The organism is Streptomonospora sp. PA3, from assembly GCF_009728995.1.
Lineage (GTDB): Bacteria > Actinomycetota > Actinomycetes > Streptosporangiales > Streptosporangiaceae > Streptomonospora.
In genome coordinates, this window is sequence record NZ_VTZW01000019.1 from 202,452 (window position 1) to 228,759 (window position 26,308).

Annotated in this window: 23 protein-coding genes; 14 read left to right on the forward strand and 9 right to left on the reverse strand. The window is 73.7% G+C overall.

Going from position 1 to position 26,308, the window contains the following annotated elements; translation table 11 throughout:
• Positions 1-7: 7 nt before the first annotated feature.
• Both FZ103_RS20245 and FZ103_RS20250 read right to left on the reverse strand, forming a co-directional pair.
• Complete coding sequence (locus FZ103_RS20245; protein ID WP_343233621.1) at positions 8-1,393, reverse strand: AI-2E family transporter; 1,386 nt, start codon at positions 1,391-1,393, stop codon at positions 8-10.
• A gap of 124 nt (positions 1,394-1,517) precedes the next feature.
• Positions 1,518-1,925, reverse strand: a complete 408-nt coding sequence (locus FZ103_RS20250) for a YccF domain-containing protein (RefSeq protein ID WP_186356588.1) — start codon at positions 1,923-1,925, stop codon at positions 1,518-1,520.
• A 254-nt stretch (positions 1,926-2,179) separates the two neighbouring features.
• On the opposite strand from FZ103_RS20250, the gene FZ103_RS20255 reads away from it, so the two are divergent.
• Both FZ103_RS20255 and FZ103_RS20260 read left to right on the forward strand, forming a co-directional pair.
• Positions 2,180-2,842 (forward strand): MBL fold metallo-hydrolase, encoded by a 663-nt coding sequence (locus FZ103_RS20255; protein ID WP_186356589.1) that lies wholly within the window; start codon positions 2,180-2,182, stop codon positions 2,840-2,842.
• A 522-nt stretch (positions 2,843-3,364) separates the two neighbouring features.
• On the forward strand, positions 3,365-3,664 hold the full coding sequence (locus tag FZ103_RS20260) for a WhiB family transcriptional regulator (RefSeq protein ID WP_255430170.1): 300 nt from the start codon (positions 3,365-3,367) through the stop codon (positions 3,662-3,664).
• A 163-nt stretch (positions 3,665-3,827) separates the two neighbouring features.
• On the opposite strand, the gene FZ103_RS20265 is transcribed toward FZ103_RS20260, so the two are convergent.
• Both FZ103_RS20265 and FZ103_RS20270 read right to left on the reverse strand, forming a co-directional pair.
• A complete protein-coding gene (locus tag FZ103_RS20265) occupies positions 3,828-5,135 on the reverse strand; it encodes a phosphoribosyltransferase (protein WP_156003421.1) in 1,308 nt (435 codons plus the stop codon).
• Positions 5,136-5,328: 193 nt separating this feature from the next.
• Positions 5,329-5,895, reverse strand: coding sequence for a GNAT family N-acetyltransferase (locus tag FZ103_RS20270; RefSeq protein WP_156003423.1), 567 nt, complete (start codon positions 5,893-5,895; stop codon positions 5,329-5,331).
• Positions 5,896-6,105: 210 nt separating this feature from the next.
• On the opposite strand from FZ103_RS20270, the gene FZ103_RS20275 reads away from it, so the two are divergent.
• On the forward strand, positions 6,106-7,404 hold the full coding sequence (locus FZ103_RS20275) for an MFS transporter (protein ID WP_156003425.1): 1,299 nt from the start codon (positions 6,106-6,108) through the stop codon (positions 7,402-7,404).
• Between the two features lie 72 nt (positions 7,405-7,476).
• Here the strand turns inward: FZ103_RS20275 and FZ103_RS25900 are convergent, their stop codons facing one another.
• From FZ103_RS25900 to FZ103_RS26235, 4 genes are all read right to left on the reverse strand, one after another.
• Positions 7,477-8,367: a hypothetical protein gene (locus FZ103_RS25900; protein ID WP_156003427.1), complete on the reverse strand. Its 891-nt coding sequence runs from the start codon at positions 8,365-8,367 to the stop codon at positions 7,477-7,479.
• Between the two features lie 29 nt (positions 8,368-8,396).
• Positions 8,397-9,797, reverse strand: a complete 1,401-nt coding sequence (locus tag FZ103_RS20285) for a hypothetical protein (RefSeq protein WP_156003429.1) — start codon at positions 9,795-9,797, stop codon at positions 8,397-8,399.
• Between the two features lie 512 nt (positions 9,798-10,309).
• Entirely contained in the window at positions 10,310-11,053 is a 744-nt protein-coding gene (locus FZ103_RS20290; RefSeq protein WP_156003431.1) for an HNH endonuclease family protein, read from the reverse strand.
• A 54-nt stretch (positions 11,054-11,107) separates the two neighbouring features.
• Positions 11,108-12,565 carry a YhjD/YihY/BrkB family envelope integrity protein gene (locus tag FZ103_RS26235; RefSeq protein ID WP_394350124.1) on the reverse strand — a complete coding sequence of 486 codons (1,458 nt, stop codon included), beginning with the start codon at positions 12,563-12,565 and terminating at the stop codon, positions 11,108-11,110.
• 475 nt (positions 12,566-13,040) lie between these two features.
• Here FZ103_RS26235 and FZ103_RS20300 point away from each other — a divergent pair, with 475 nt between their 5' ends.
• The 8 genes from FZ103_RS20300 to FZ103_RS20335 all read left to right on the forward strand — a co-directional run bounded on the left by FZ103_RS20300 (position 13,041) and on the right by FZ103_RS20335 (position 23,326).
• A complete protein-coding gene (locus FZ103_RS20300; RefSeq protein WP_156003433.1) occupies positions 13,041-14,717 on the forward strand; it encodes a nitrite/sulfite reductase in 1,677 nt (558 codons plus the stop codon).
• Positions 14,718-14,796: 79 nt separating this feature from the next.
• Positions 14,797-15,003, forward strand: a complete 207-nt coding sequence (locus FZ103_RS20305; RefSeq protein WP_156003435.1) for a hypothetical protein — start codon at positions 14,797-14,799, stop codon at positions 15,001-15,003.
• Entirely contained in the window at positions 15,000-15,695 is a 696-nt protein-coding gene (locus FZ103_RS20310) for a phosphoadenylyl-sulfate reductase (RefSeq protein ID WP_156003437.1), read from the forward strand. Before FZ103_RS20305 ends, FZ103_RS20310 begins: the two co-directional genes overlap by 4 nt.
• A gap of 11 nt (positions 15,696-15,706) precedes the next feature.
• Entirely contained in the window at positions 15,707-16,477 is a 771-nt protein-coding gene (locus FZ103_RS20315) for a sirohydrochlorin chelatase (RefSeq protein WP_156003439.1), read from the forward strand.
• A 503-nt stretch (positions 16,478-16,980) separates the two neighbouring features.
• Positions 16,981-18,624, forward strand: a complete 1,644-nt coding sequence (locus FZ103_RS20320; RefSeq protein ID WP_156003441.1) for an acyl-CoA dehydrogenase family protein — start codon at positions 16,981-16,983, stop codon at positions 18,622-18,624.
• A 210-nt stretch (positions 18,625-18,834) separates the two neighbouring features.
• Positions 18,835-20,958 (forward strand): glycogen debranching protein GlgX, encoded by a 2,124-nt coding sequence (glgX, locus tag FZ103_RS20325; RefSeq protein WP_156003443.1) that lies wholly within the window; start codon positions 18,835-18,837, stop codon positions 20,956-20,958.
• Positions 20,959-21,019: 61 nt separating this feature from the next.
• On the forward strand, positions 21,020-21,790 hold the full coding sequence (locus FZ103_RS20330) for a pyrimidine reductase family protein (RefSeq protein ID WP_156003445.1): 771 nt from the start codon (positions 21,020-21,022) through the stop codon (positions 21,788-21,790).
• Between the two features lie 777 nt (positions 21,791-22,567).
• Positions 22,568-23,326 carry a GntR family transcriptional regulator gene (locus tag FZ103_RS20335; RefSeq protein ID WP_186356590.1) on the forward strand — a complete coding sequence of 253 codons (759 nt, stop codon included), beginning with the start codon at positions 22,568-22,570 and terminating at the stop codon, positions 23,324-23,326.
• Positions 23,327-23,538: 212 nt separating this feature from the next.
• On the opposite strand, the gene FZ103_RS20340 is transcribed toward FZ103_RS20335, so the two are convergent.
• A complete protein-coding gene (locus FZ103_RS20340; RefSeq protein ID WP_222936809.1) occupies positions 23,539-23,973 on the reverse strand; it encodes a hypothetical protein in 435 nt (144 codons plus the stop codon).
• Positions 23,974-24,175: 202 nt separating this feature from the next.
• Here FZ103_RS20340 and msrB point away from each other — a divergent pair, with 202 nt between their 5' ends.
• From msrB to FZ103_RS20355, 3 genes are all read left to right on the forward strand, one after another.
• Positions 24,176-24,598: a peptide-methionine (R)-S-oxide reductase MsrB gene (gene msrB, locus FZ103_RS20345; RefSeq protein ID WP_156003451.1), complete on the forward strand. Its 423-nt coding sequence runs from the start codon at positions 24,176-24,178 to the stop codon at positions 24,596-24,598.
• A 131-nt stretch (positions 24,599-24,729) separates the two neighbouring features.
• Complete coding sequence (locus FZ103_RS20350) at positions 24,730-25,398, forward strand: phosphatidylserine decarboxylase (RefSeq protein WP_156003453.1); 669 nt, start codon at positions 24,730-24,732, stop codon at positions 25,396-25,398.
• Between the two features lie 40 nt (positions 25,399-25,438).
• Positions 25,439-26,245: a CDP-alcohol phosphatidyltransferase family protein gene (locus tag FZ103_RS20355; protein ID WP_186356686.1), complete on the forward strand. Its 807-nt coding sequence runs from the start codon at positions 25,439-25,441 to the stop codon at positions 26,243-26,245.
• Positions 26,246-26,308 lie beyond the last annotated feature (63 nt).

The following is a 26,308-nucleotide window of genomic DNA, read 5'->3' on the forward strand; positions in this document are numbered from 1 at the left end:
GCGCCGCCTACCCCTGCGCGGAGCCGCTTTCGCCGGCGCCGGAGTCGGCGCGCGATGTCGGCGATGCGGCACCGGTCCCGCCGGTCTCCCGGTCGGCCGCGCCCGACTGCTGCGATCGGCCCGGCTCGCCCGACGAGGACCGCGCGGCCCTGCCGCCCTGCCCGGCGGAGTCGTCGCCCGAGGCGACCTCGCTGGGCCTGCCGCCGGGGCTCGCGAAGCGCCCGGTCTCGGCCGCCTGGGCGAGCGGGCGGTTGCGCAGCAGCGCCGCCAGTACGGCCACGATCGGGGTGGCCAGGAACATCCCGGCGATGCCGCCGAGGATCCCGCCGACGGTGATGACCAGCAGCACCACCGCCGAAGGCAGCTCCAGCGCCTTGCCGTAGACGCGCGGCGCGAAGACGTGGCTCTCCAGCTGCTGGACCACGATCACCACCGCGACCACCGCCACGGCGATGAGCCAGCCCTGGGTGACCAGGGCGACCATGGCCGCCAGCAGACCGGTCAAAAACGCGCCGATGACCGGCAGGAACGCGCCTACGAAGGTGAGCACGATCAGCGGGATGGCCAGCGCCGGGTCGATCAGGAAGACGAGGAAGAGGCCGATGCCCACCGCGTCGATGAGCCCGACCAGCGCCACGCCGCGCACGTAGCGGCCCATCACGCCGTAGGAGATCTCGGTGGCGGCCTTGATGGAGGGGCGCGTCTGGCGGGGGAACAGCGAGCGCACCCACTCCATGAGCAGGTCGCCGGAGTGCACGAAGTAGACGGTCAGCACGATGATGAGGATGACGCCGAGCAGGATCTCCAGCACGGTGGTGCCGGCCACCCAGGCCTGGCTGACCCACTGCGACCAGTTCTCCTGCATGCGCGAGCGCAGTTCGCGCTCGATCGCCTCGATCGCGGTGGAGGCCAGATCGGGGTTGAGCCCGAAGGTCTGCAGGTAGCTCGGCAGGTCGTCGACCGCCTGCTGCACGCTGTCGACCAGGCCGGAGAAGCCGGAGATGGCGGGCTGGACGATCAGCGTGACGACCCCGGCCAGCAGGATCAGCGCCCCTACGCAGGTGATGGCCGTGGAGGTGCCCCTGCCTAATCCGTTGCGCCGGAGCCAGTTGGCGGGCGGCGCGAGCAGCGCGGTGACGAAGACCGCCAGGATCACCGGGATGGTCACGACCCGGATGTAGACGAGGCCGTAGAGGACGAGGCCCACGACGACGCCGATCAGAAGCAGCCGCCAGGCCACGTTGCCCGCGCGCACCAGCATGCCGTCCGGCTCCGCCGGGGGCTCCTCGGATCCGGTTTCGGGAGCGGCGCCGGCCTGCGGCTCGTCGGACTCGGCGCGCGGCCTGCGCCTCCGGGTGAGCAGCGACCACTCCCACGGCCGTGTCAATCGCACGTCTTCCCCCTACTTCCGCTTCCTTGGCGAGTCGCCTCCCCGACCGCCCCGCGCCTGGGCCCGATCAGCCGAAGCTACCGCATCGGCGGGCGTTTGAACCGTGGTCGTGCGCTGCACTTCGGCATCAGAACCGCCACGGGTCGCGCGGGCCGTCCGAAGGCACGATCTCGTTGCCGAATGGCGCCAGCGCGACGGGGATCATCTTCAGCGACGCCCACGCCAGCGGGATGCCGATGACGGTCACCGCCAGGCCGACGGCGGTGGCGATGTGGCCCAGCGCCAGCCACCACCCGGCGACGATCAGCCAGACGACGTTGAGCAGGGTGCTGGCCCCTCCCGAGCCCGGCCTGCGGGCGAGTTCCCGACCGAAGGGCCACAGCGCGTAGGCGGCCATCCGGAAGGACGCGACGCCGAAGGGGATCGTGATGACCAGGAGGCAGCACACCACGCCGGCCAGGACGTAGCCCAGCGCCAGCCACAACCCGGCCACGACCAGCCAGACGACGTTGAGAAGCAGTCGGAGCAGTTCCACTGCGGTTCGCATCCCTTTCCGATCGCATCGTGCGGCCGCCCGGGCGGCCGGAGGCGGGTGCCCTCTACCCGCATACGACGGTCCTTGCACGGCCCCTGTTCCGCGCCGCCACCCCGAATCCTCCCCTAGGGGCCGCCCGCGGGAGGCCCCGCGCGGGTGTCCGCCGGACGTGCCCGCAGGTGAGCGGGGCGATCGGCGGCGCGCGGGCCGATCGGTTTGGGGTGCGGGCGGGCGGGCGCGTTAGGATCGGCAGCGTGCGTATCACCAAGCTGGGACATGCCTGCGTACGCCTGGAGCACGACGGCGCCGCCCTGGTCATCGACCCGGGGGGCTTCAGTGAGGCCGACGCCGCGGTCGGCGCTGACGCCGTCGCGATCACCCACGAGCACCCCGATCACCTCGATCTCGACCGGCTGCGCGCGGCCGCTTCGGCCAAGCCCGGTCTGGAGGTCTTCACCCATGCGGGGATCGCGGCCCAGCTGGAGGACCAGTTGCCCGAGCTGCGCGAGACGGGCGCCCGGGTGCGCACGGTGGCCCACGGCGACACGGTGAGCGCGGCGGGCTTCGATGTCCACGTCTACGGCGAGCGCCATGCGGTCATCCACCCCGACATCCCGGTCATCTCCAACGTCGGGTTCCGGGTGGCCGACTCCGAGCGCGCGGTGTTCCACCCCGGCGACGCGCTGACCGTTCCCGAGGACCCCGTCGACACCCTCCTGCTCCCGGTGCACGCCCCGTGGTCGAAGATCTCCGAGGTGATCGACTACCTGCGCGCGGTGCGCCCCGCGAAGGCCCTCGCCGTGCACGACGCCCTGCTCAGCCCGACCGGCGCCGGCGTCTACGCCAAGAATCTGGACCAGCTGGTGTCGGATGTGGCCTACACCCGCGTGGAGCCGGGCACGGCCGACGCGGTCTGAGCGCCGCCCCCGCTCGGGCGGCGCTGATCGGCGGCGCGATCGCGGCGATCGAAAGCGCCGCACATGCGGTGTGCGCACCGCTCCGACCGGAATGTGATCGGCTCATCACGCCGCGCCCCTAGGCAGGCGCGGCCTCGGTCAATACGATGATTGATGTCCGGTTGAACGGATCGGATCTCGCGAATCAACACCGAAAACGGACATACGACCAAACATTGGTCAGTGCCGATCGGATTCGGTAACGGTTGAGCGAGTAATTTCCCCACCCCCCGTGCGCGAGCGGGAGTGGGGATGGCATGATTACGTACCGGCTCGAGGGAGGGCGGCACCGCCTCCCGAGCCGTTTCGCGTGAGCGCCCTGCCATATTCGGCGGTTCGGCGCCGTGGTCTGCACCACACCCGGGAACACCGAGGCAACGCATGGCGTTCATGCCGTGCGGGGTTGCTCACGCTGTATGACTGCTTTGTCTAACCCTGTCTTCCCAACAGCTTACTAGTGATTTCAGTAGAGGTGGTTCAACCATGTCTCAGGTACGCCGGCAGGCCACGCTGCGCCCCCGCCCGCACTGGGGGTGGCAGGATGCCGCCGCGTGCCGGGGCGAGGACCTTGTGCTCTTCTTCGGCCCCGACGGCGAGCGCCAGCCGGAGCGGGAGATCCGCGAGCGCAAGGCCAAGGAGATCTGTGCTCAGTGCCCTGTCCGTACCGAGTGCCTCGACTACGCGATTTCGCGACCCGAGAAGTACGGAACGTGGGGCGGCCTGAACGAAGACGAGCGCGCGTCCGAGCGCCGGCGCCGCATGCGTCGCGCCAACGCGGCCTGATCCGATACTTCCGCCCTTCCGGGCTGGACTCGCGGCGGACGACGACCCGAGACAACAGTTCTCTGAAGCGGCCCCCGGCCACGCTTACCCGCGGCGCCCCGACGACTTCTCGTCGAGGGCGCCGCGGGTTTTCACGTCCCGGACGGCCGCCGCCGGGCCGTAGTCACAGGTGGCGGTCGAACCACTCCGCGGCCGCCGCGCCCGCCTCGCGCCAGGCGGTTCCGCTGCCGGTCAGCCGCTCCGCGCCGGAGACCTCGCGGACCTCGCCCGGCCCGCCCAGGCGGCCCACCGCCCACTGGGCCAGCTCCCGCACGAAGGAGTCGGAGCCCTGGACCAGCGCCAGCACCGGTACGCGGACGCGGCCCAGCTCCTCGGCGGCGGCGTCGGGCCGCCCGCCGTTGAGGACCACCGCCGCGATGTCGGCGGGGTGGTCGGCCGCCGCACGCAGCGCGGCGGGCACTCCGGGCCCCGAGCCCAGCACGCCCACGCGCCCGCGGCCGGTGCGGGTGGAGCGCCGCAGCCAGCCCACGGCCGCGGCGAGCCGGTCGGCGGCCTCGGCCGCGCCGACGCCGGCATCGCGCGGGTCGGCCGCCGCCGCAGCGGGCCGCGCCTCGTCGGCGGTCAGCAGGTCCAGCAGCAGGGTGGCGTAGCCCGCGCGGCCCAGCCCGGCGGCCACCGCGCGCTGGGCCGGATCCTCGCGCCCGCGCCCAAGTGCGACCACGACCGTGGCGCGCACGCCCGCGGCGCCGGCCAGTTCGGCGTCGAGGGTGACTTCGCCGGCGCGGATGCGCACGGCGCTGGTGGGTCCGGCCGGGGCCTCGTGCGGCTCGCCGATCAGCGCGGTGACCTCCTCATCGGAGAGCTGGCCGAAGTCGCGGTACCACTCCCCCACCGCGCGGAAGTTGTCGGGGACCGTGAGGGCGACGATGCCGTCGGCGTCGCCGCCCAATGCGTCGAGCGCGGCCTGGGCGGCCACCGGCACCGCCAGCAGCAGCCGCGCCGGGTGGCTGCGGCGCACCATGCGCAGGGCGGCGCGCGCGGTGCCGCCGGTGGCGATGCCGTCGTCGACCACGACGACGTCGCGGCCGCGGAGGTCGGGCGGCGGGCGGCCGCGCCGGTAGGCCTCCAGCCGGCGGCCCAGTTCGACCCGCTCGGCGGCGACGGTGCGCTGCAGGTGCTCCCGTGTCAGCCGCAGCCGCGCCAGCGCGGCGTCGTCGTAGCAGACGTGGCCGTCCTCGGCGATCGCTCCCACGCCCAGCTCCGGATGGCCGGGGACGCCGATCTTGCGCACGACGACGACGTCCAGCGGGATGCGCAGCAGCCGGGCGAGCTCGGCGCCGACCGGGACGCCGCCGCGGGGAAGGGCCAGCACGAGCGGGTCGTCGGCGACGTGCGGGCGCACCCGCTCGGCGAGGCGGCGCCCGGCCTCGGACCGGTCGGTGAAGGGCAGTGATACGGGCAGCGGGTTCATAGGCTCTCCGGCGCTCCACCCAATCGCCGCCGCGTGGCGGGCGCGCCGCTCCTCGTCCAGATCGCGCACCGGGCGCGGCGGAAAGTGCTACGGGCATACCCGCCCGCCTTCGCGCGCCAACCTCGCCGGCGCGCAATTCTGGCCGCGGCCTCGGACCCGCACACGCCCGGGCGCGGGGACCGTGAGCGGGAGGTCAGCCGGCGGCCCGGCGGAAATCGCCTTCCAGGACGCCCATGATGAGGGCGTCGTGGTAGCGGCCGTCCCACAGCAGCGCGTCGCGCAGCCGTCCCTCCACGGTGAATCCGCAGGAGCGGTAGACGGCGATGGCCCGCATGTTGAACGCGTAGACGTGCAGCCAGACCCGGTGCAGGCGCACGCGGTTGAAGGCGTAGTCCAGGATCAGCCGCGTGGCCTCCCTGCCCAGCCCCTGGCCGGTGAACTCGATCGCCGAGAGGGCGATGCGGTAGCCGGCGCTCTCGTTGTCGGCGTCGAGGTCGGCCAGGGCCAGCTCGCCGACGAACCGGCCCCCGGGCTCCTCGATGATCGCCATGTCCAGGCGGTCCAGTTGGTCGGCGCGGGTGGCGCACCACTCGCGGACCTCGTCGTAGTCGGGGCGCCGATGGGTGCCGGTGAGTCTGCGGATCTCCTCGTCGCGGGTCGACTCGAAGAAGTCGTCGGCGTGCTTGGCCGCAAGGGGTACCAGATTGACGCGCTCGCCCGCCAGGACGGGTTTCTCGCGCAACGCGCTCAGGTCGATCATCGGTGCGGACTCCCGAGGTCGTCGGTGGGATGAGCCAATGAGCGGGGAAGCGGGGGGTCGCCGCCGCGGCGGGGGGCCGGTTTCGGCCAGGAGATCATATGTAAAGGCGAGGGCGCGTCCGGCACAACCCCCTGCCGCCGCGGGGTGGCGCGGTCGCATAGCCTGCGCTGGGCGCCTCGGCGCTGATTCGTCCTATCGTAGGGAGGTCCGATGGCGGTAGAGGAGACGGCGCACGGTGCCGACACCCCAGTGCGCCGAGCGCGCCTGGCGGTGGCGGTCCTCTTCCTGGCCAACGGCTTCGCCTTCGCCAACATCGTGCCGTGGCTGCCGGTCATCAAGTCCCAGTTGGAGCTGTCCAACACCCAACTGGGCACGGCGATCGGCGCGATGCCGCTGGGGGCCCTGCTCACAGGGATGCTCGCGGGCCCGCTGATCGCCAGATTCGGCAGCGGCCGCGTCGCGGTGGGTTCGGGGCTGGTCCTGGCGGCGGTGCTGCCGCTGGTGGCCACCGCGCCGGCGTGGTGGGCGCTGGCGCTGGGGCTGTTCTGCGTAGGCTGGATGGACGCGTGGATGGACTCGGCCATGAACGCCCACGGGCTGCGCGTGCAGCGCCGATACGGCAGGTCCATCATCAACACCTTCCACGGTCTGTGGAGCGTCGCGGCCGTGGCCGGCGGCGCGGCCGGCTCGGCGATGGCCGGGTGGGGCGTGCCGATCACGGTCCACATGGCCGCGGTCACCGCGGCGCTGATCGCCGCCGTGCTCGCGATCACGCGCCTGCTCCTGCCCGGCTCCGAGGCCGAGGAGCAGGCGGCCTCGGCCGAACCCGCCCAGCCCGTGGGGACCTCCCAGCCGACCGCACCGCCCGCCGGCGCCGCCGATGCCGCCGGGCGCACCGGGGGGCGGCGCGCGTGGCCGGGGGTGCCCCGGCGCTCGATCGGGCTGCTGCTGGTGGTAAGCGTGCTGCTGATGATGGCGGGGGCCATCGAGGACTCCGCTGCGTCGTGGGGTGCGGTCTACATGCGCGACGAACTCGCGGCTCCGCTGTTCCTGGTGGGGCTGCCGTTCGTCGCCTGCCAGGCGATGATGACGGTGGGCCGGCTGACCGGCGACCGCATCACCGACAGGTTCGGCGCGGTGGCCGTCGCCCGCACCGGGGCCCTGCTGTCGGCAGCGGGCATGGCGCTGGCGCTGGCCACGTCGGCGCCGCTGGGCGCCATCGTCGGATTCGGGCTCATGGGGCTGGGCGTGGCGACGCTGTTCCCGCTGTCGCTGGCGGCCGCCGGGGAGATCCCGGGGCTGGGCGGCGGCCACGGGGTCGCGCTGGCGGCGTGGCTGGCCCGGTTGGGTTTCCTGGGCGTGCCGCCGCTGATCGGTGTGGTCGCCGACGCGGTGTCCCTGACCGCCGGTCTGTGGATGATTCCGGTGGCGGGGCTGGTCGCCGCCGTGCTGACGGTGGGCCTGCGCCCCCAGTGCCGCGCCGGGGCGGGGGGCGCCGCGCCGGCCTGACGGAGCGTTCGGTGTGCCGGGGGCCGTTCCCGGCCCGAGGAGCCCGGGCCGGGAACGGTCGGCGGTGCGGTGCTACTCCGCCCGCGCCGGACGGCGCGTGGCGTAGAGGGTCACCGCTCCGATGCCGGTCGCGATGGCGCCGCCGAGGACGAACCCGGACAGGTCGACACCCGTGGTGGGCAGGTAGCCGCCGGAGTCGCCGGCCGCGGCGTCGACGTCGCCGCCGCCCGCGCCGGAGTCTCCGCCGCTGCCGCCGCCGGAGTCGGACCCGCCGGAGCCGCCGGAGCCGCCGGCCTCGTCGGCCGGCGGGTTGCCGGTGCCGACGCCGCCGCGGTCGCCGCCGTCGTCACCGGTGTCGCCACCGGTGTCGTCGCCGCCGTCACCCGGGTTTCCGGGTCCGGGGTCGGGGGTCTCGTCACCGCCGTCGCCCGGATCGGGGTCACCGCCGGGGTCACCGCCCGGGTCGCCGCCCGGGTCACCGCCGGGGTCACCGCCCGGGTCGCCACCCGGGTCACCGCCGGGGTCACCGCCCGGGTCGCCACCCGGATCGCCGCCCGGGTCCTCACCCGGGCCACCGGGGTCGCCACCCGGGTCACCGCCCGGGTCGCCACCAGGACCACCGGGGCCCGGGTCACCCGGACCGGGGTCGCCGGTACCCGGATCGCCCGGATCGGGGTCGCCGCCCGGAAGGTCCGGGAGATCCGGATCCGGGATCGGGAGATCCGGAAGCGGGTCCGGCTCCGGATCGACGTCCTCGTCGAGGGCTCCGACGGCCTCGCCCAGAGAACCGAGCTGCGGCTCGACGACCGACTGCTCCTCGGACGCCGGCTGCGACTGCTGCTCGGTGTCAACGGCCTGGTCGCCGGCCGCTTCCGCGGTGTCGGCGTAGGCCGGCGCACCGGCGAAGCCTGCGGCCAGCAAGCCGGCCGCGGCCACGCCGACTGCGCGTGGTGTCCAGGACATAGAACTCCTTTCTGCTGCTTGAGGGGGGATCATTCGGGCACGAGGGCGTAGAGGTCGCCGTCGGCGACCACGATCGCGCGTCCGCCGAGCAGGCCCCAGGGCCGGGCGACGTCGCCCTCGAGTTCCATCGGTTCGGCGCCGGCGGTGGTCGCGACGGCGACACCGCCCACCTCACCGAAGACGGTGTCGCCGGAGGCGCTGACGGCGCGGAAGCCCTCCAGGGCGGTCGCGCTGCCAGCCTGCGGATCGGCGACGACGGGGCCGAAGGCGGCCGCGCCGCGGCTGTGCACCAGCGCGGCCTCGTCCAGGCCCTCGACCGGTGCCTCGGTGGCGGCCGCCACCGAGCCGTCGGACCAGTCGTGGAAGGCCACGATGTGGCCGCCGCCGGATGTGGTCCAGGCGGCGAGGACGAACCCTCCGCCGGCGGTGTAGACCTCGTGGAGCGACTCCGCTCCCTCGGGCGCCTTCGGTTCGACGCTCTCGGTGGTGCCGTCGGGCGCGACCCAGATCCAGGGGCCGCGCACCACCGCCGTCAGCACCCGCCGCCCGTCGGAGAGCAGCGCTCCGGTGCCCTCGGGCTTGCGGACGGGGGCGAGTTCGCCGTCGAGGGGGATCGAGGCGCGGCCGCCGGCGATGACCAGCGGGCCGCCGCCGGCGTAGCTGACCTCGGCGCCCTCGGGCAGCGGCACCTCCCGCGGGGTGCCTCCGTCGGGCGGCCACAGCCACAGCGCCCGGCCTCCGGCCACCGCCACGGCCTCGCCGGTGCCCGCACGCACCAGGCGCGGACCGCTGACGACCTCCTCGGCGGCCAGAGGAAGATCGGCGGTCCACTCGGGTTCGCCGTCGGGGCCGATGACGCGCAGCCTGCCGCCGGGGTCGATGTAGGCGGCGCGCTCGCCGCCGGAGGCGACGTCGGGCCGGGTGTCCTCGTGCATCGGCCGGCGCCAGGCGGCCTGCGGGGTGAATCCGGGCGGCGCCTGGCGGGTCTCCATGGTGACGGCCGGCTGCCCGTCGGTCGGCTGCTCGGGCAGCAGCGCGGGGCCGTAGCGCACCGCGGCGACCGCGCCCCCGGCGACGAGGACCAGGGCGAGCACGGCGCCGGCGGCGGCCAGCGCGGCGGTCCGGCCGCGCCCGCGCTTCCTGCGGCCGCTCAGCAGGGCCGCCTCGGTGCCGCCCGCGGCGCGCACGACCCCGGTGGGGCTGACGATCAGCTGCCAGGAGCCGTTGCTGTCGCGCGCGTTGACCAGGACCGGCGTGCCCAGGTGGGCGGCGTAGTCCGCGGCCAGGTCCAGCGCGGCGTTGCGCGTCTCCTTGGGGGTGGCGCCGAAGACGGTGCGGGTGTGGCGCTCGATGGTGACTTCGGCGCTGCGCTCGTCGGCGGAGACGACCAGGATGACGGGACTGGGGTGGGGGGCCGCCGGATCGGTCACGGCCGCCTCCGCGGCCGGGCCGCACCGGAGCGGACCGCGTAGGGCGCTCGTCGCGGTGGAGACGCTGCGGTCATTCGTGCTGAACCTGTTCCGTCAGTGAGGGGATGCTGTCGTTCCGGGCCCCGGGCGAAAGGCGCCGCTTCCGCGGCCGGCCGCGCGCCGCGGCCCGCTGCGGGGAGTCATCACGGGTCAGGGCGATGATACTTCCGGCCTGCCCGGGCCTTCGGACTCGGTCGGCCCCGCGCGGCCGCGGCCGTCGCGCGGACCGCGCCGCGGATTCCGCGGCCTCATGCGCCGCCACCTGCGCCGCGGCCGGTCGGCGTCCCGCCGCCGTGCACACTATCGGCCGCGTTCGGGCCCGAGCTCCGCAGGCGCCGGGCGGCCGAGGTGTTCTGGCCACATCCGGCCGTACACCAGGGCCGACCGGATCGCGTCGCAGCGGGCTACCGGACGACTCCGCCGGGAGACCGGCGCGGCGGGCGGCGCGGCGCGAACGGCGGGGGCGCAGCGGGTCAGCAGGTCCTCAGCATGGCGCCCAGGGCGGCGTGGTCGTCGGGCGGCAGCCAGAGGCCGTACTCGTCGATCACGCCGATGTAGGTGACGGCGTAGGAGCAGCGGAAGGGCGGGTACGGCCGCCACTCCCCCGGGCCCGAATCGCCTTTGCTCTGGTTGGCGGGGCCGTCGGCCGCGATCAGGTTGCCGGGGTCGTTGGCGAAGGCGACGCGGGTGTCGCCGTCCCACTCCCGGGCGCCGGTGCGCCAGGCCAGGGCCAGCGGCACGACGTGGTCGATCTGCACCTCCATGGGGTCCTCGGCGGTGAACTCGATCCGCTCCCCGGTGTAGGGGTCCTCCAGCACACCGCGCAGGACGGTGCAGTCGTCGGCGACGCGGGTCCGGCGCAGGTCGCGGGCGAGGACGTCGTGGCGGGTGGGGCAGCCGTTGCCGTCGGCGTCGATCCAGGAGGAGCCGAACTCCTCGCGCTCGTAGCCCGCCCCGGAGCCCTCCGGGGCGACCTCGGCGGCGCGCAGGAGGGCGCGGGCGCGCTCGACCTCGGCACCGGTGGGCGGGTCGGCGGCGGGCGCGGGCGGCGGCGCGGAGGGGGAGGGCGGTGCCGGGGGACCGTCGGCCTCCGGCCAGGGCAGCGCGTCGCAGCCGGCCAGCACCGCGGCCGCCAGCACCAGTGCGGCGGCGGCGCGGGCCGGGCCGAAGCGGGCGGGACGGGGAGGGACGCGGGGGCGGGATCGGGCGCGGGCCATGGGGATCACCTGGCCGGCGCGGGTGCGGGGGTTCGGGGTGGAACGCGCCGGTTTCTACGAGGATGCCGGAGGGCTCTGCCGGTCCTCGTCGCGGGGGCGCGGCAACGCGCCGGGCGAGGCGCCGCTGCGGCCGGGGGCGCCGTCGGAATCGCCGGGGTCCTGGTCCGCGGGCCGCCGCCCGCCGGGCCGCCGGGCCCCCGGGCGGGCGGATCCGTCCTCCGCGGCCGACCGGGCGCCCTCGGCGGGTGCGGCGGGGCGAGCGGGCCCGGGCTCCCGCGCCGGCGCGGGCGGCTCGGAGGAGCGAGCGGGAGCCGCGTCGTCCGCCCGCGGCCCGGCCGGCGGCTCCGGGCCGGAGTCCCGGCGCGGAGCGTCCTCGGCCGGACCGGCGTCCTGCCGGCGCCGGGGCGGCCCGCCGGCGGCGGCGCCGGTGTCCGGCTCGGCCTCCTCCTGGCTGTGGCGGTCGACGCCCCAGCCCAGCAGGCGCCGCAGGCGCGCGGCGGTCTCCTCCGGCGGCTCGCCCGCGTCCTCGGGCCTGCCGGTGGCCTCCAGGGCCTCCTCGCGCCGCTGCACCATGCGGCGGGCCCGCTCGTGGCGGCGGGCGGCGATCTCGGCGCGGGCGGCGGCCGTGCGGGGGGTCGGCCACATGGCGTCGATCTCCGCGTTGAGCGCCGACCCGATCAGCACCGCCAGGGCCATCAGCCACAGCCACGCCAGGAGCGCGATGGGTGCGCCCAGCGACCCGTATATGGTGACCTGTCCGAAGGAGGCGTCCAGATAGACGCGCAGCAGCACCGATCCCGCCAGCAGCACGAGCATCGCCACCAGCGCGCCGGGCAGGTAGCGCCACAGCGGGGTGCGCACCGGGGTGCTGAGCACGTACAGCGCCGCCACCGCCAGCGTGGACAGGGCGCCCATCAGCGGCCAGTAGAGCAGGTGCAGGTAGCCGACGGTGACCGGCAGCAGATCGTGCACCAGGGCGGGGCCCGCCACCAGGATCGGCAGGACCACCAGCGCGAATATCAGCCCGCCGAGGTAGGCGAGCAGGGCCAGCACGCGCTGCGCCAGGTAGCCGCGCAGTTCGTCGAGGCCGTAGGCGATGGTGATGGCGTCGATGAAGACGTTCATGGCGCGCGAGCCCGACCACAGCGAAACCAGGAACGTCACCGACAGCAGCCCGCCCTGGGCGCCGTTGAGGAACTCGTCGACGAGCGGGGCGACCACGGACTCGACGGTGTCGCTCGTCAGCGCGGTCGAGGCCAGGCCGAGGAGCCAGGCGCGGATCTCCAGCACCGTCGACTGGCCCAGGATGGGCCGCATGTGCCCCAGCGTGCCCACGAGCCCCAGCAGCAGGGCGGGCAGCGACAGCAGGGAGAAGAACGCCGACTCCGCGGCCAGCCCCACCACGCGCGCCCGCGAAAGCGAGCGCGCGGTGCGGCCGGCGAGCACGGCCGGGGCGCTCAGCGCGGGGTGGCGCTCCCGCCAGGCCGCCACGCGCGCTTCGGCGGCTTCCACGATGCGACTCCACAGGCCCCACACACCTACCAACCTAGGCGGCCGGGCCGCTGCCGTCCGGTCGCGGGCACGCTCACCGGCCGATTCGATAGCCGACCGTGATCGCGCCCGCTCGGGAGCACGCGGCCGCCCTTCTGTCAAGTGACGCTCTTCACGGCCGCCGGGGGCGTTGGGCACCTGGACAAGCCCGCAGTCGGCATGGCATTGTCGAAGACATGATCGCTGCCTTGGACCCGATGCTCTGCGTGCGCCGGCACGTGGACTTCCTTCGGGTCCGCAGCGCCATCTGTCGCAACGTCGGCTGACCCCGCCGCTTCGTATTCCTACGCCCGATTCTCCGGGGCGCAAGCGGCGCCGACGTTGATCCACGCCGAACCACCGCGCCCGTGTGCACGATGCCGTGCCGGGCAGCGAGGTCCCGCCGTGGTGCGCGCCGGCCCCTGCGCCCCGCGCAACCGCTTCGGAGGACCCCGCAATGCCTCCCACGTCCGCATCGACCGGCTCCCGGCCGCGACGAGGCGAGGGCCAATGGGCCCTCGGCTATCGGGAACCGCTGAACAAGAACGAAGAGAACAAGAAGAACGATGATGGGCTCAACGTCCAGCAGCGCATCATCGACATCTACTCCAAGGCCGGCTTCGACTCCATCGACCCGGCCGACCTGCGCGGGCGCTTCCGCTGGCTGGGCCTGTACACCCAGCGCGCCCCGGGCATCGACGGCGGCAAGACCGCGGTGCTGGAGCCCGAGGAGCTCGACGACCGCTACTTCATGATGCGGGTGCGCATCGACGGGGGCCAGCTCAGCGTCGCCCAGCTGCGCGCCATCGGCGAGATCTCCACCACCTACGCGCGCGACACCGCCGACGTCACCGACCGCCAGAACGTCCAGCTGCACTGGATCCGCGTCGAGGATGTGCCCGCGATCTGGGAGAAGCTGGAGGCGGTGGGCCTGTCGACCATGGAGGCCTGCGGCGACACCCCCCGCGTGATCATGGGCTGCCCGGTGGCCGGCATCGACGCCGACGAGATCCTCGACGCCACCCCGCAGATCCGCCAGGTCTACGACGACTACATCGGCAGCCCGCTGTTCTCCAACCTGCCGCGCAAGTTCAAGACCTCGATCTCGGGGTGCTCGGCCTTCTGCACCAACCACGAGATCAACGACGTGTCCTTCGCGGGCGTGGTGGGCCCCGACGGCGCGCCGGGCTTCGACCTGCTGGTGGGCGGCGGGCTGTCGACCAACCCGATGTTCGCCCAGCGGTTGGGCGCCTTCGTGCGCCCCGAGCAGGTCAGCGAGGTCTGGGCCGGGGTCACCTCGATCTTCCGCGACTACGGCTACCGGCGGCTTCGCCACCGCGCCCGCATCAAGTTCCTCATCAAGGACTGGGGGCCGGAGCGGTTCCGCGAGGTCCTGGAGAAGGAGTACCTGGGCTACGCGCTGCCCGACGGCCCCGAGGTGGACATGCGCGAGGGGCTGCAGCGCGACCACATCGGCGTGCACCGCCAGCGCGACGGCCGCAACTACGTGGGCTTCGCGCCGCGCGTGGGGCGGGTCTCGGGCACCCTGCTCTCGCGCATCGCCGACATCGCCGAGGAGCACGGCTCCGACCGCATCCGCACCACCGCCGACCAGAAGCTGGTGCTGCTGGACATCGCCGACGACCGGGTCGACTCCGTCACGGCGGCGCTGGAGGCCGAGGACCTGCAGGTGCGGCCCAGCGTCTTCCGCCGCCAGACGATGGCCTGCACCGGCATCGAGTACTGCAAGCTGGCCATCGTCGAGACCAAGGACCGCGGCTCCACGCTGATCGAGGAGCTGGAGCGGCGGCTGCCGGACTTCCCCGAGCCGGTCACCATCAACCTCAACGGCTGCCCCAACTCCTGCGCGCGCATCCAGGTGGCCGACATCGGGCTGAAGGGCCAGCTGGTGACCGACGCCGACGGCGAGCAGGTCGAGGGCTTCCAGGTGCACCTGGGCGGCGGCATGGGGCTCAACCCCGCCTTCGGCCGCAAGGTGCGCGGGCTCAAGACGACTTCGGCGGAGCTGCCCGACTACATCGAGCGGGTGCTGCGGCGCTTCCTGGACCAGCGCGAGGAGGGCGAGCCGTTCGCGGCCTGGGCGGCCCGCGCCGAGGACGGCGATCTGAAGTGAGCGGTACCGGCCGGCGCCCGCGGGGCGCCGGCGTTCGGCCCGAACCGGACGAACGGCCCGAGAGGAGGGGTGGACGGACATGAGCGAACGCGCCGCCCCCCACTACTGCCCCTACTGCGGGGACGAGGACCTGATGCCGCACGAGGGCGACGGCGAATCGGGCTCGGGCTACGCCTGGGCCTGCCTGTCCTGCGCGCGGGTGTTCCGGGTGAAGTTCATCGGGCTGCGGTCGGCCGCCTTCGGCGGTTCCGACGGCGGCCGGAGACCGACGGATGGGAACGCATGAACGTCACATTGGACAGCGGCCAGGATCTGGCGGATCGGGCCGCGGCCGAACTCGAAGACGCAAGCGCCCGGGAGATCATCCGCTGGGCCGCCGAGACCTTCGGCGACCGGCTCTGCATGACCTCCTCCATGGCCGACGCACTCCTGGTCGACCTGGCCTCCCGGGAGGTGCCCGGGATCGACGTCATCTTCCTGGACACCGGCTACCACTTCGCCGAGACGATCGGCACGCGCGACGCGGTGGCGGCCGTCTACCCCATCAACCTCATCAACGTGACGCCGCAGCGCACCGTGGCCGAGCAGGACCGCGACCTGGGCCCGCGCCTGCACGGCCGCAACCCCAACATCTGCTGCCACCTGCGCAAGGTCGAGCCGCTGCAGCGCGCGCTGGAGCCCTACGACGCCTGGCTGACCGGCCTGCGCCGCGACGAGGCCGCCACCCGCCGGCGCACCAAGGTGGTCCAGTGGGACCGCCGCCGCAAGATGGTCAAGGTCAACCCGATCGCCCGCTGGACCCGCGAGGACGTCGACTCCTACATCGAGGAGAACGGCGTCCTGGTCAACCCCCTGCAGTACGACGGCTACCCCTCGATCGGGTGCGCTCCCTGCACCCAGCGGGTCGCCGAGGGCGAGGACCCGCGCAGCGGGCGCTGGGCGGGCCTGAACAAGACCGAGTGCGGCATCCACCTGTGAGCGGATACCAGATGAGCCGAGAGCAGGACGCGGGCGTGCCGCTGGTGGCCGTGGCCCACGGCAGCGCCGACGCGCGTTCGGCGCGGGCGGTGGAGGCGCTGTTCGACCGGGTGCGGGCGCTGCGGCCCGGCCTGGACGTGCGCGTGGCCTACCTGGACCACGTCGCGCCGGAGGCCGAGGCGGCGCTGCGGGCCTTGGCGGCCGAGGGGGCCGGCGAGGCCGTGGTACTGCCGGCGCTGCTGACGGCCGCCTACCACAGCAAGGTCGACCTGCCGGCGGTACTGGACCGCGTGCGGGAGTCGCGCCCGTGGCTGGACGTGCACTACGGCGCGACGCTGGGCCCGCACCCGCTGCTGCTGGACGCGGTCGAGCGGCGGCTGGCCCAGACTCCGGGGGCGCACGGCGCGGGCACGTCGCTGGTGCTGGCGTCGGCGGGCTCCAGCCACGCCGACGCCAACGCGGTGATCGCCCGCACGGCGGCCGAGCTGGAGCGCCGCGGGCCGTGGGAGCGGGTGGTGCCCGCCTTCGCCTCGGCCGCCTCACCCACGCCCGGCGAGGCGGTGGCCGGCCTCTACGCCCGCGGCGCCGCGCGGGTGGCGGTGGCCGGCTACCTGCTGGCGCCGGGGTACTTCGCCGACCGGGTGGCCGAGCAGTCCTTCGCCGAGGGCGCGGTCGCGGTCTCCCCCGCCCTGGGCGACGCGCCCGAGGTCGCCGAGGTGGTCCTGCACCGCTACGACGAGGCCCTGGGCCGCGTTCCGGTGCCGGGTACGGCGGCGCGGTAGGGGCCGGGGACCGGGCCCCGGACGCGGCGCGGCGTGCATGGGATCCGGCCGCGGCAAAGCCTCTTCACCAGGCTGAACAATCAGTCCTGCGGATTTCCCGGACACGGAGAGGGGCTGTTCCCTAACATGGCGGAGTCTCGAAGAGGAGAAGCACCCGTAAAGGGATCCCGGGGCCGAAGCCCCGGGCCTTTCAACCCCTGTGGTTGAGGGCCGCCTTTACCAGCACCAGCCAACACCAGGGGCGGTGACCACGTTGGCTAGCTACACCACCCGCCCCGAACAACACACGAGCGATGCGATTCCCCCCGGGACTGAAGGCCCGGGGTTCCTCGCACGAACACGCTGACACTCCTGACTCCGCTGCACATCCTGCCGCCGGAGCCGCCGTGGGCGGCGGCCCCGGCCCGGTGGCGGCGTGTTCCCCGGATTTCCGCGGCGCGGCGCTAGGCTTGTCCCATCGTGACCGAATCCCGTTCGGGAGTCGTCGAAGGGAAGGCCGCCCCATGCCCCCCACGCACGAGGTGTTCAACCAGCCCGAGCCGCTGGAGGACTACGACGCCGCCGCCGACCCCGCTCTGCTGGACGGCCTGGAGCGCGAGGAGGCCGGCTGGGCGGCCGCGGAGCTGCACGGGCTGGGCCGCCTGGCCGGGACCGCCCGCGCGCACTCCTGGGCCGAGCAGGCCAACGCCAACGAGCCGGTGCTGCGCACCCACGACCGCTACGGACGCCGCGTCGACGAGGTCGACTTCCACCCCGCCTGGCACGTGCTGATGGACACGGCCGTGACCCGCGGCCTGCACGCCGCGCCGTGGGCCGACGACCGCTCCGGCGCCCACGTCGCCCGCGCCGCCAAGTTCTACACCTGGTCCCAAGTGGAGAACGGGCACGGCTGCCCCGTCTCGATGACCTATGCGGCGGTTCCCGCCCTGCGCCACTCCCCCAAGCTGGCCGCGCGCCTGGAGCCGCTGCTGACCGCGTGCAGCTACGACTTCGGGCTGCGCCCGCCGGAGTCCAAGGGCGGCATCCTCGCCGGCATGTCGATGACCGAGAAGCAGGGGGGCTCGGACGTGCGGGCCAACACCACCCGCGCGGTGCCCGCCGACAGCGGCGGCTACCGGCTGACCGGCCACAAGTGGTTCACCTCGGCGCCGATGGGCGACGTGTTCCTCACCCTCGCCCAGGCGCCCGAGGGGCTGAGCTGCTTCCTGGTGCCGCGGGTGCTGGAGGACGGCACCCGCAACACGCTGCTGATCCAGCGGCTCAAGGACAAGCTGGGCAACCGCTCCAACGCCTCGGCGGAGCTGGAGTACGACGGCGCCTTCGCCTGGCCGGTGGGCGAGCCCGGCCGCGGGGTGCCCACCATCATCGAGATGGTCAACGGCACACGGCTGGACTGCGTGATCGGTTCGGCGGCCGGCATGCGGGCCGGGCTGGTGCAGGCGGTCCACCACGCCGAGCAGCGCCGGGCGTTCGGGCGCGCGCTGGTCGAGCAGCCGCTGATGCGCAACGTGCTGGCCGACCTCGCCCTGGAGTCGGAGGCCGCCACCACCCTGATGATGCGCCTGGCCGGCGCCGCCGACAGGGCGGTCCGCGGCGACGAGGGCGAGGCCGCCTTCCGCCGGACCGCCGTGGCGGTGGGCAAGTTCTGGGTGACCAAGCGGCTGGCCGCACACTCCGCCGAAGCGCTGGAATGCCTGGGCGGCAACGGCTATGTTGAAGAGTCGGGCATGCCCCGGCTGTTCCGCGAGTCCCCGCTGAACTCGATCTGGGAGGGCTCGGGCAACGTCGCGGCGCTGGACGTGCTGCGGGCGCTGGCGCGCCATCCCGAGGCGGCCGAGTCGTTCGTCGCCGAACTCCGCCGCGCCGAGGGCGCCGACTCCCGCTTCGACGACGCGCTGAAAGGACTGCTGGACCTGCTGCACGAGACGTCCGACAGGGAGGAAATGGAGTTCCGGGCGCGCCGCATCGTGGAGTCGATGGCGCTGCTGCTGCAGGCCTCGCTGCTGCTCCGCTACAGCCCGGCGCCGGCGGCCGACGCGTTCGTCGGCTCGCGCCTGGGCGGCGACTGGGGGCGCGTCTTCGGCAGCCTGCCGCGCGGCACCGACGCCGCCGCGATCATCGACCGCAACCGGCCGCGGGCCGCGTAGGGGGCGCGGCGGTGCTCGGCGGGCACGACCGCAACGCCGATTGGGGCGCCGCCGAGCTGACCGAAACCGCGGGGCAATGCCGCAAGCGATCCGAAATCGGGCATCGCACGCCGAATGACCTGCAAGATTCGGCAAGCCGAGGAATACTCGCGCGGCCAGGACGGAACAACCATCTCGTCACCTGACGAATGAGAATCGAGATTGCTTGCCATGGTGGAAGTCTGGCCCGGTTCCCCCTATCCCCTCGGCGCGACCTACGACGGCTCGGGGACCAACTTCTCGCTGTTCTCCGAGGCCGCCGAGCGCGTCGAGCTGTGCCTCTTCGGCGAACGCGGCGCCGAGACCAGGGTGGCCCTGACCGAGAACGACGGTTTCGTCTGGCACGGCTATCTGCCCGGCGTCGGCCCGGGGCAGCGCTACGGCTACCGCGTCCACGGCCCCTACGCGCCCGATCAGGGCCACCGGTGCAACCCCAACAAGCTGCTGGTCGATCCCTACACCAAGGCCATCGAAGGCGACGTGTACTGGCACGAGTCGCTGTTCAGCTATCACTTCGACGACCCCAGCCGGCGCAACAACCGCGACAGCGCGCCCTATGTACCCAAATGCGTGGTCGTCAGCCCCTACTTCGACTGGGGCAACTCCGCGCGCCCGCAGATCCCCTACCACCGCACGGTCATCTACGAGACCCACGTGCGCGGGCTGACCATGCGCCACCCCGACATCCCCGAGCACCAGCGCGGCACGTACGCGGGCCTGGCCCACCCGGTGATGATCGACTACCTGACCTCGCTTGGCGTGACCGCGGTGGAGCTGATGCCGGTCCACCACTACGTGCCCGAGCACGCGCTGGTGGCGCGCGGCCTGACCAACTACTGGGGCTACAACACCCTGGCCTACCTCGCCCCGCACAGCGGGTACGCGGCCAACGGCGTGCGCGGCGAGCAGGTCCAGGAGTTCAAGGCCATGGTGAAGTCGCTGCACGAGGCCGGCATCGAGGTGCTGCTCGACGTCGTCTACAACCACACCGTCGAGGGCGACCACATGGGCCCCACCCTGTCGCTGCGCGGCATCGACAACCTCAGCTACTACCGGGTGGCCGACGACGACCTGCGGTACTACCTCGACTACACCGGCTGCGGCAACAGTTTGAACGTGCGCCATCCCCACGCGCTGCAGCTGATCATGGACTCGCTGCGCTACTGGGTGACCGAGATGCACGTCGACGGGTTCCGCTTCGACCTCGCCTCGGCGCTGGCCCGGGAGTTCCACGACGTCGACCGGCTGAGCACCTTCTTCGACATCGTCCAGCAGGATCCGGTGATCTCCCAGGTCAAGCTGATCGCCGAGCCCTGGGACGTGGGCCCGGGCGGTTACCAGGTGGGCAACTTCCCGCCGCTGTGGACCGAGTGGAACGGCAAGTACCGCGACACCGTGCGCGACTTCTGGCGCGGCGAGCCGGTGGTTCCCGAGCTCGCTTCGCGGCTGTCGGGATCCAGCGACCTCTACCAGGACGACGGCCGCCGCCCGGTCGCCTCGATCAACTTCGTCACCTGCCACGACGGCTTCACGCTGGCCGACCTGGTCTCCTATGAGCACAAGCACAACGAGGCCAACGGCGAGGACAACCGCGACGGCACCGACGACAACCGCTCCTGCAACCACGGCGTGGAGGGCCCCACCGAGCGGCCCGAGGTGGTCACCCTGCGCCGCCGCCAGGTGCGCAACTTCCTGGCCACCCTGTTCTGCTCGCAGGGGGTGGCGATGCTCTCGCACGGCGACGAGATCGGCCGCACCCAGGGCGGCAACAACAACGCCTACTGCCAGGACAACGAGATCTCCTGGGTCGACTGGAAGCACGCCGACGAAGAGGCGGACCTGCTGGAGTACGTGCGCGAGCTGGCGCGCCTGCGCCGCGAGCACCCGGTGTTCCGGCGCCGCCGGTTCTTCCAGGGCCGCAAGGCCGGGCAGAGCGGCCTGCCCGACATCGCCTGGCTGCGCACCGACGGCCGCAGCATGGGCGGCGACGACTGGCGCGCGGGCGGCCGCGTGCTGGGGGTGTTCCTCAACGGCGACGCCATCAGCGACCCCGACCCGCGGGGGCGCCCGGTGCGCGACGACTCCTTCCTCCTGCTGCTCAACAGCAGCACCGAAGCGGTGGAGTTCACCCTGCCCGGCGAGGAGTACGGCACCGCCTGGCAGACCACCCTGGACACCGCCGAGCCCGACGTCGCCGACCGCCCGCTGGTGCCGGCCTCGGGCACCGTCCAGGTGATCGACCGGGCGCTGCTGCTGCTCAAGCGCGTCCCCCACTCCGAGCCCGGGCGCGGCTGACCCGCGGCGCACCCCGGCCCCGGCGGGCCGAAGCCGCCCGCGCCGTCTAGTCTCGGGAGGCATGAGTTCCGCTACCACCGGCTCCGCAGGTCAGGGCCCCCACTTCCGCGCGCTGCTGCCCCAGCCGCAGGCCGAGGCCGACCTCGCCGCCGCCTACGCCTACCCCGAGAACCTGACGCGGCCCTGGCTGCGCGCCAACATGGTCGCCAGCGCCGACGGCGGGGCGTGGGGCCCCTCGGGCCGCACCCGCGACCTGTCCTCGCCGCCCGACCGCGCCGTGATGGGCGTGCTGCGCGGGCAGGCCGACGTGGTGCTGGCCGGAGCAGGGACCGCGCGCATCGAGGGCTACCGCCCGGTGCGCCCCCGGGAGGTGTGGGGCGACCTGCGCGAGGGGCGCCCCGCGACCCCTCCCCTGGCGGTGGTCACGCGCACCCTGGACGTCCACCCCGACCTGTTCGAGGCGGCGCCGCCCCATGCGCGCACGATCGTGCTGACCACGGAGTCGGCGCCGGCCGAGCGCCGCAAGGAGGCCGCGCGCTGCGCCGACGTCGTCGTGGCCGGCGAGGAGTCGGTGCGCCCCGAGGCGGTGCTGGAGGCGCTGGCCGAGCGCGGGCTCTACCGCGTGCTGACCGAGGGCGGCCCGCACCTGCTCGCCGAGTTCACCGCGGCGGGTCTGCTGGACGAGCTGTGCCTGACGCTGAGCCCGCGGCTGCTGGGCCCCGAGGCCACCCGAATCGTGGCCGGTGCCGCCCCGTCCCACACTCACGACCTGCGCATGGAGGGCCTGCTGGAGTCGGAGGGCTCCCTGTTCATCCGCTACGTGCGGGGTTAGGGGGCGGCGCCGCCCGCCCGGCCGTGTTTAAGAACAGCGGGGGCGCTGGCTTTTCCAGGAACCCACCGGGCAGCACCTGGGGCGGCCACCATCGAGGTCGCGGCAATGGGTGCGCCTCGCGTAGCGCGATCCGCCCGCCCGTCAGCCCGCCACCACCCCAACGGAGACGCTTCGCGTCACCTGTTTCCTGGCCGCCGAGCGCACGCGATCCTTCCCAGGTGGAGCCGCACCACCGGTGGCGGGCCTCCGAAAACACAGGTGCACCTCCGCTCGGCGGCAAGCCGGCCAGAACAAGTACGTGGCGCGCAGCGCCTCCGTCAGGGGCGGTGGCGGGTGACGGGCACGATGAGCTCGCGGCGCGTCAGCGCCTCCGTCAGGGGCGGTGGCGGGTGACGGGCACGATGAGCTCGCGGCGCGTCAGCGCCTCCGTTAGGGGCGGTGGCGGGTGACGGGCGGGAGTCGCGCAACCCGGCCCCCTTGCCGCAACCTCCTGTGGTGACCGACTTCTCAATCAGGACGTAGGGCGGCGCCGCCCGGCCGGTCCCGGCCGGGGCCGGCCGGGCGGCCGTGACGCATAAACCAGCCGTCAACGGGACATACCCGGAGTGTGGTCCGCTGTCACACACCGCCCGATGCGGGTATGAAATGAGACAATCTGATATTCCCCCCGACCCGAGCCGGCCCCTCTGGCGAACGCGGCGCACCCCCGGTTGAACGCCCGATCGCCGCCACCCCGATCCGCCGTCCCAGTGCATTCCGGGCGAGAGGATGAACGCAGTGCCGACGTCCGAAAACGACTCACCGCCGGTCTACCGCGAGATCGCCGAGGATGTACGCGCGGCCATCGCCTCCGGCCGGCTCTCCGACGGCGACCGCGTTCCCGGCGAGAACGACCTGATGAAGCAGTACGGCGTCGCCCGCGCCACCGCGCGCCAGGCCCTGTCGGTACTGATCAACGAGGGCATCGTCGTGGCGATCCGCGGCTCCGGGGTCTATGTCCGCACCTTCCGGCCGCTGCGCCGGCACGGCCCCCGGCGGCTGTCGCGCGAGCTGTGGGGCGCCGGGCGCGCCATCTGGCAGGCCGACTCCCCCGACCGCTCCTTCCGGACCGACGGCGTCGAGGTTACCGAGATCCCCGCACCGGCTTACGTGGCGCGGGCCCTGGGGCTGGCCGACGAGGCGCCGGTGGTGCGGCGGCATCGGCGCTACTGCCTGGAGGACCGGCCCATGCAGCTGGCCACCTCCTACCTGCCCGCGGCCTTCGCGGCGGGCACGGCCATCGCCGAACCCGAGACCGGCCCCGGCGGCATCTACGCGCGCCTGGCCGAGCAGGGCCGCGCCCCCGCCCACTTCACCGAGGAGATCCGGGTGCGCATGCCCACGCCCGAGGAGGCCGACTCGCTGCGGCTGAGCGCCGGCACGCCGGTGCTGGACGTGCTGCGCACCGCCTTGACCGCCGAGCACACGGCCGTGGAGTTCAACGAGATGACCCTCGACGGCTCGGCCTATGTCCTGCAGTACGACTTCGACGCCTGATCCCTGCGGCCCGGCTCGCCGGCCGCCTCGTGCACAGCAGGGCCTTCGGCTGTTGACGCGGCGGCGCTTTCGTGTCCGTATAGAGGGGACGGGTTCGCTAGAGAACCTGCGGCGCCCGGCTGCGGCCCCGCCGGCGGGCACGGGCCGCCGCGTGTGCTCGGCGGGCCGGGGAGGACGGCCCCGGCCCGCTGGGCGGGCCGGGAACCTGTAACCTACCGCCGCCCCTTCGTCGGGTTCGTCCCGGTGCGGTCTTCGTCCGCCGAGGCGAAGACGATGAACACCAGGAAGAAGAGGGCTGCTCCCACGGCGACCGCCCCGCCCGCGGCGGGCAGGAGGTCGCCGGGACCGCTGGCCACCCACCGGCTGAGGGCATAGCCCAGCACACCGGAGACGGCCAGCGATCCCAGGGCGATCACGGAAACCAGCGCCAGCAGCTTCCCGTCGGTCCACGGGCCCGGACGCATCCGGGCCGCGCGCAGGGCCGCGAGCCCGGCGGTGAGCCGGGCGACCCAGACGACCTCGGATGCGGCTGCGGCGAGTGCGCTCCAGCCCGGCCGGACCCCGTGGCGGAGCCGCACGAGCTGGTGATCTACCCAGAGGCGGTAGTAGCGGGCCCACCCCACACGGAGCGGTTGTCGGTGAATCAATGGCTGTCGGTACGAAACCAGCATTGTCACACTCCCGGCTGCCAATAGCCTCACTACGTTCCGTACCCGAACCCCATTCCGGCGAACTTCTCAGCGGCCACGAAACGCACATTCATCGGGCCATGTGTGGTTGACTGCGCAGTGACCGACCATTGCCCCCTCAACCGGGCGAAGAGGTGCGAATAGCGGTAGCGTCACCGGTATGGATGAGACAACGGGCTCCGTGCACAGGTCCGAGGAGGAATGGCGGGCGGTCCTCGACCCCGAGGCCTTCGCCGTGCTGCGCCAGGGCGCCACCGAGCGCCCCTGGAGCGGGGAGTACGTCTCCACCTCCGCAACCGGCGTCTACCGCTGCCGCGCATGCGGCGCCGAGCTGTTCCGCTCCAGCCAGAAGTTCGAGTCGCACTGCGGCTGGCCGAGCTTCTTCGACCCCGCCCAGAGCGAGGCGGTCACCCTGCACGAGGACCGCTCCCTGGGCATGGTGCGGACCGAGGTGCGCTGCGCCGCCTGCGACTCCCACCTGGGCCACGTCTTCTACGGCGAGGGCTACGACACGCCCACCGACGCGCGCTACTGCATCAACTCCGTGGCCCTCACGCTGGAGGCAGACGACTCAGTGCAATAGCATCCTCCTTCATGGATTCACTCGGCTGGTGATCCCCGTTCCTCCAGCCGTTACGATCGCTGCGCCCGCACATGCGCGCGCAGCAGCGCACGGTGCGGGTCGATCCGGCTCGCCCTCGACGGAAGTTGGCAATGACCGAACACGACCGGCAGACCCCGGCCCCCACCCGCGCTCCCGGACGCCCTCAGGTCGGCCTGGCACGCGGTTCGGCGCCGTGGCTGCTCCCGGCGTTCGCCCTGGTCACCGCCCTGGTCGTGGCGTCCTTCGCCCTGTGGTGGATGGCCCTGCCCGCCGCCGCGGCGGGAGCCCTGGCCCTGGCGATGGTGTGGTTCTTCCGCGACCCCGAGCGCGTCGCCGCCGGCGCCGGGCTCGCCTGCGCGGCCGACGGCGTCGTCCAGTTCATCGACGCCCAGCCCGACGGCCGCACCCGCGTCGCCGTCTTCATGAACCCCTTGAATGTGCACGTCAACCGTGCACCACTGGAAGGGGTGGTGACCCGGATCGAGCACCGGCCCGGCGGTTTCCGACCCGCATTCGACAAGGACAGCGAGCGTAATGAGCGCGTCATCTGGACCTTCCAAACCGAGATCGGTGAGATCGAGGTCGTTCAAATCGCCGGCGCGATGGTCCGGCGTATCGTCCCGTATCTCGCTGAAGGGCAGCAGGTGGAGAAGGGGCAGAGGATCGGCCTCATCCGCTTCGGCTCACGTGTCGACGTCTACCTTCCGGCCGGGATCGCCCCGGCGGTGGAGGTCGGGCAGAAGGTACGAGCCGGAGAAACCCGCCTCGATCGGGACTGAGGCCGCCGACACCCCGGCCGAGGGGATACCCGTGGCGGCCGTGGCCGGCGACGCCGCCGCGGCCGAGGCCCCTCCGCCCCGGCTGCGCCTGGCCGTCGCCGACTACCTGACCCTGGGCAACGCGCTGTGCGGGTTCATGGCGGTCTGGCAGCTGGCCGCGGCCCAGTCGGCCCAACTCGCCGCCGGCGGGTCGGGCCCGATGGACCGCGGCGCCGTCGCGGCGGCCGTGGCGCTGCTGCTGGTGGCGGCGGGCTGCGACCTGTTCGACGGCCGGGTCGCACGCCGGCTCGGCGGCAGCGGTATGGGCGCCGAGCTGGACAACCTGGCCGACGTGATCAGCTTCGGGTTCGCCCCCGCCTTCTTCGTGGTGGCCTGGGGGACGCTCAGCGGAGACGGCGGGGCGGTGCCCGTGGCCGCCGCGGCCGCGGTGCTGCTGGCGGTGGTGGTGCGCCTGGCGCGGTTCTCCTGCCAGAGCCCCGGATGCCACAGCTTCACCGGGCTGCCCAGCCCCTTCGGTGCGATGGCGGTCATCACCATCGTGCTGCTGGACCCGCCCGCGCTGGTGGGCTCGGCGGCGGTGCTGGGGGTGGCCTGGCTGATGGTCAGCCGCATCGAGTACCCCAAGCCGCGCGGCCGGCTGGCCTATGCGGTGCTGGTGTGGATCGTGGGCGGCGTGGCGTGCCTGGCCGCCTGGGCGATGGACGCCCCCTCCGGCAATGCGCTGCTCTACTCGGGTTCCAGCCTGGTGCTGGTGCTGCTGGCGGCCGTACCCGTCTACCTGCTCACCGTGCGCCGCCACGACCGCGCCGCCGCGCGCGCCGCGGTCCCGCCCCGCACCGCGGAGTGATCGGCGCCTGCCCGCGGCGGCGGGTGGCGGGCCGGGGTGCGCCCCGGCCCGCCACCCGATGGC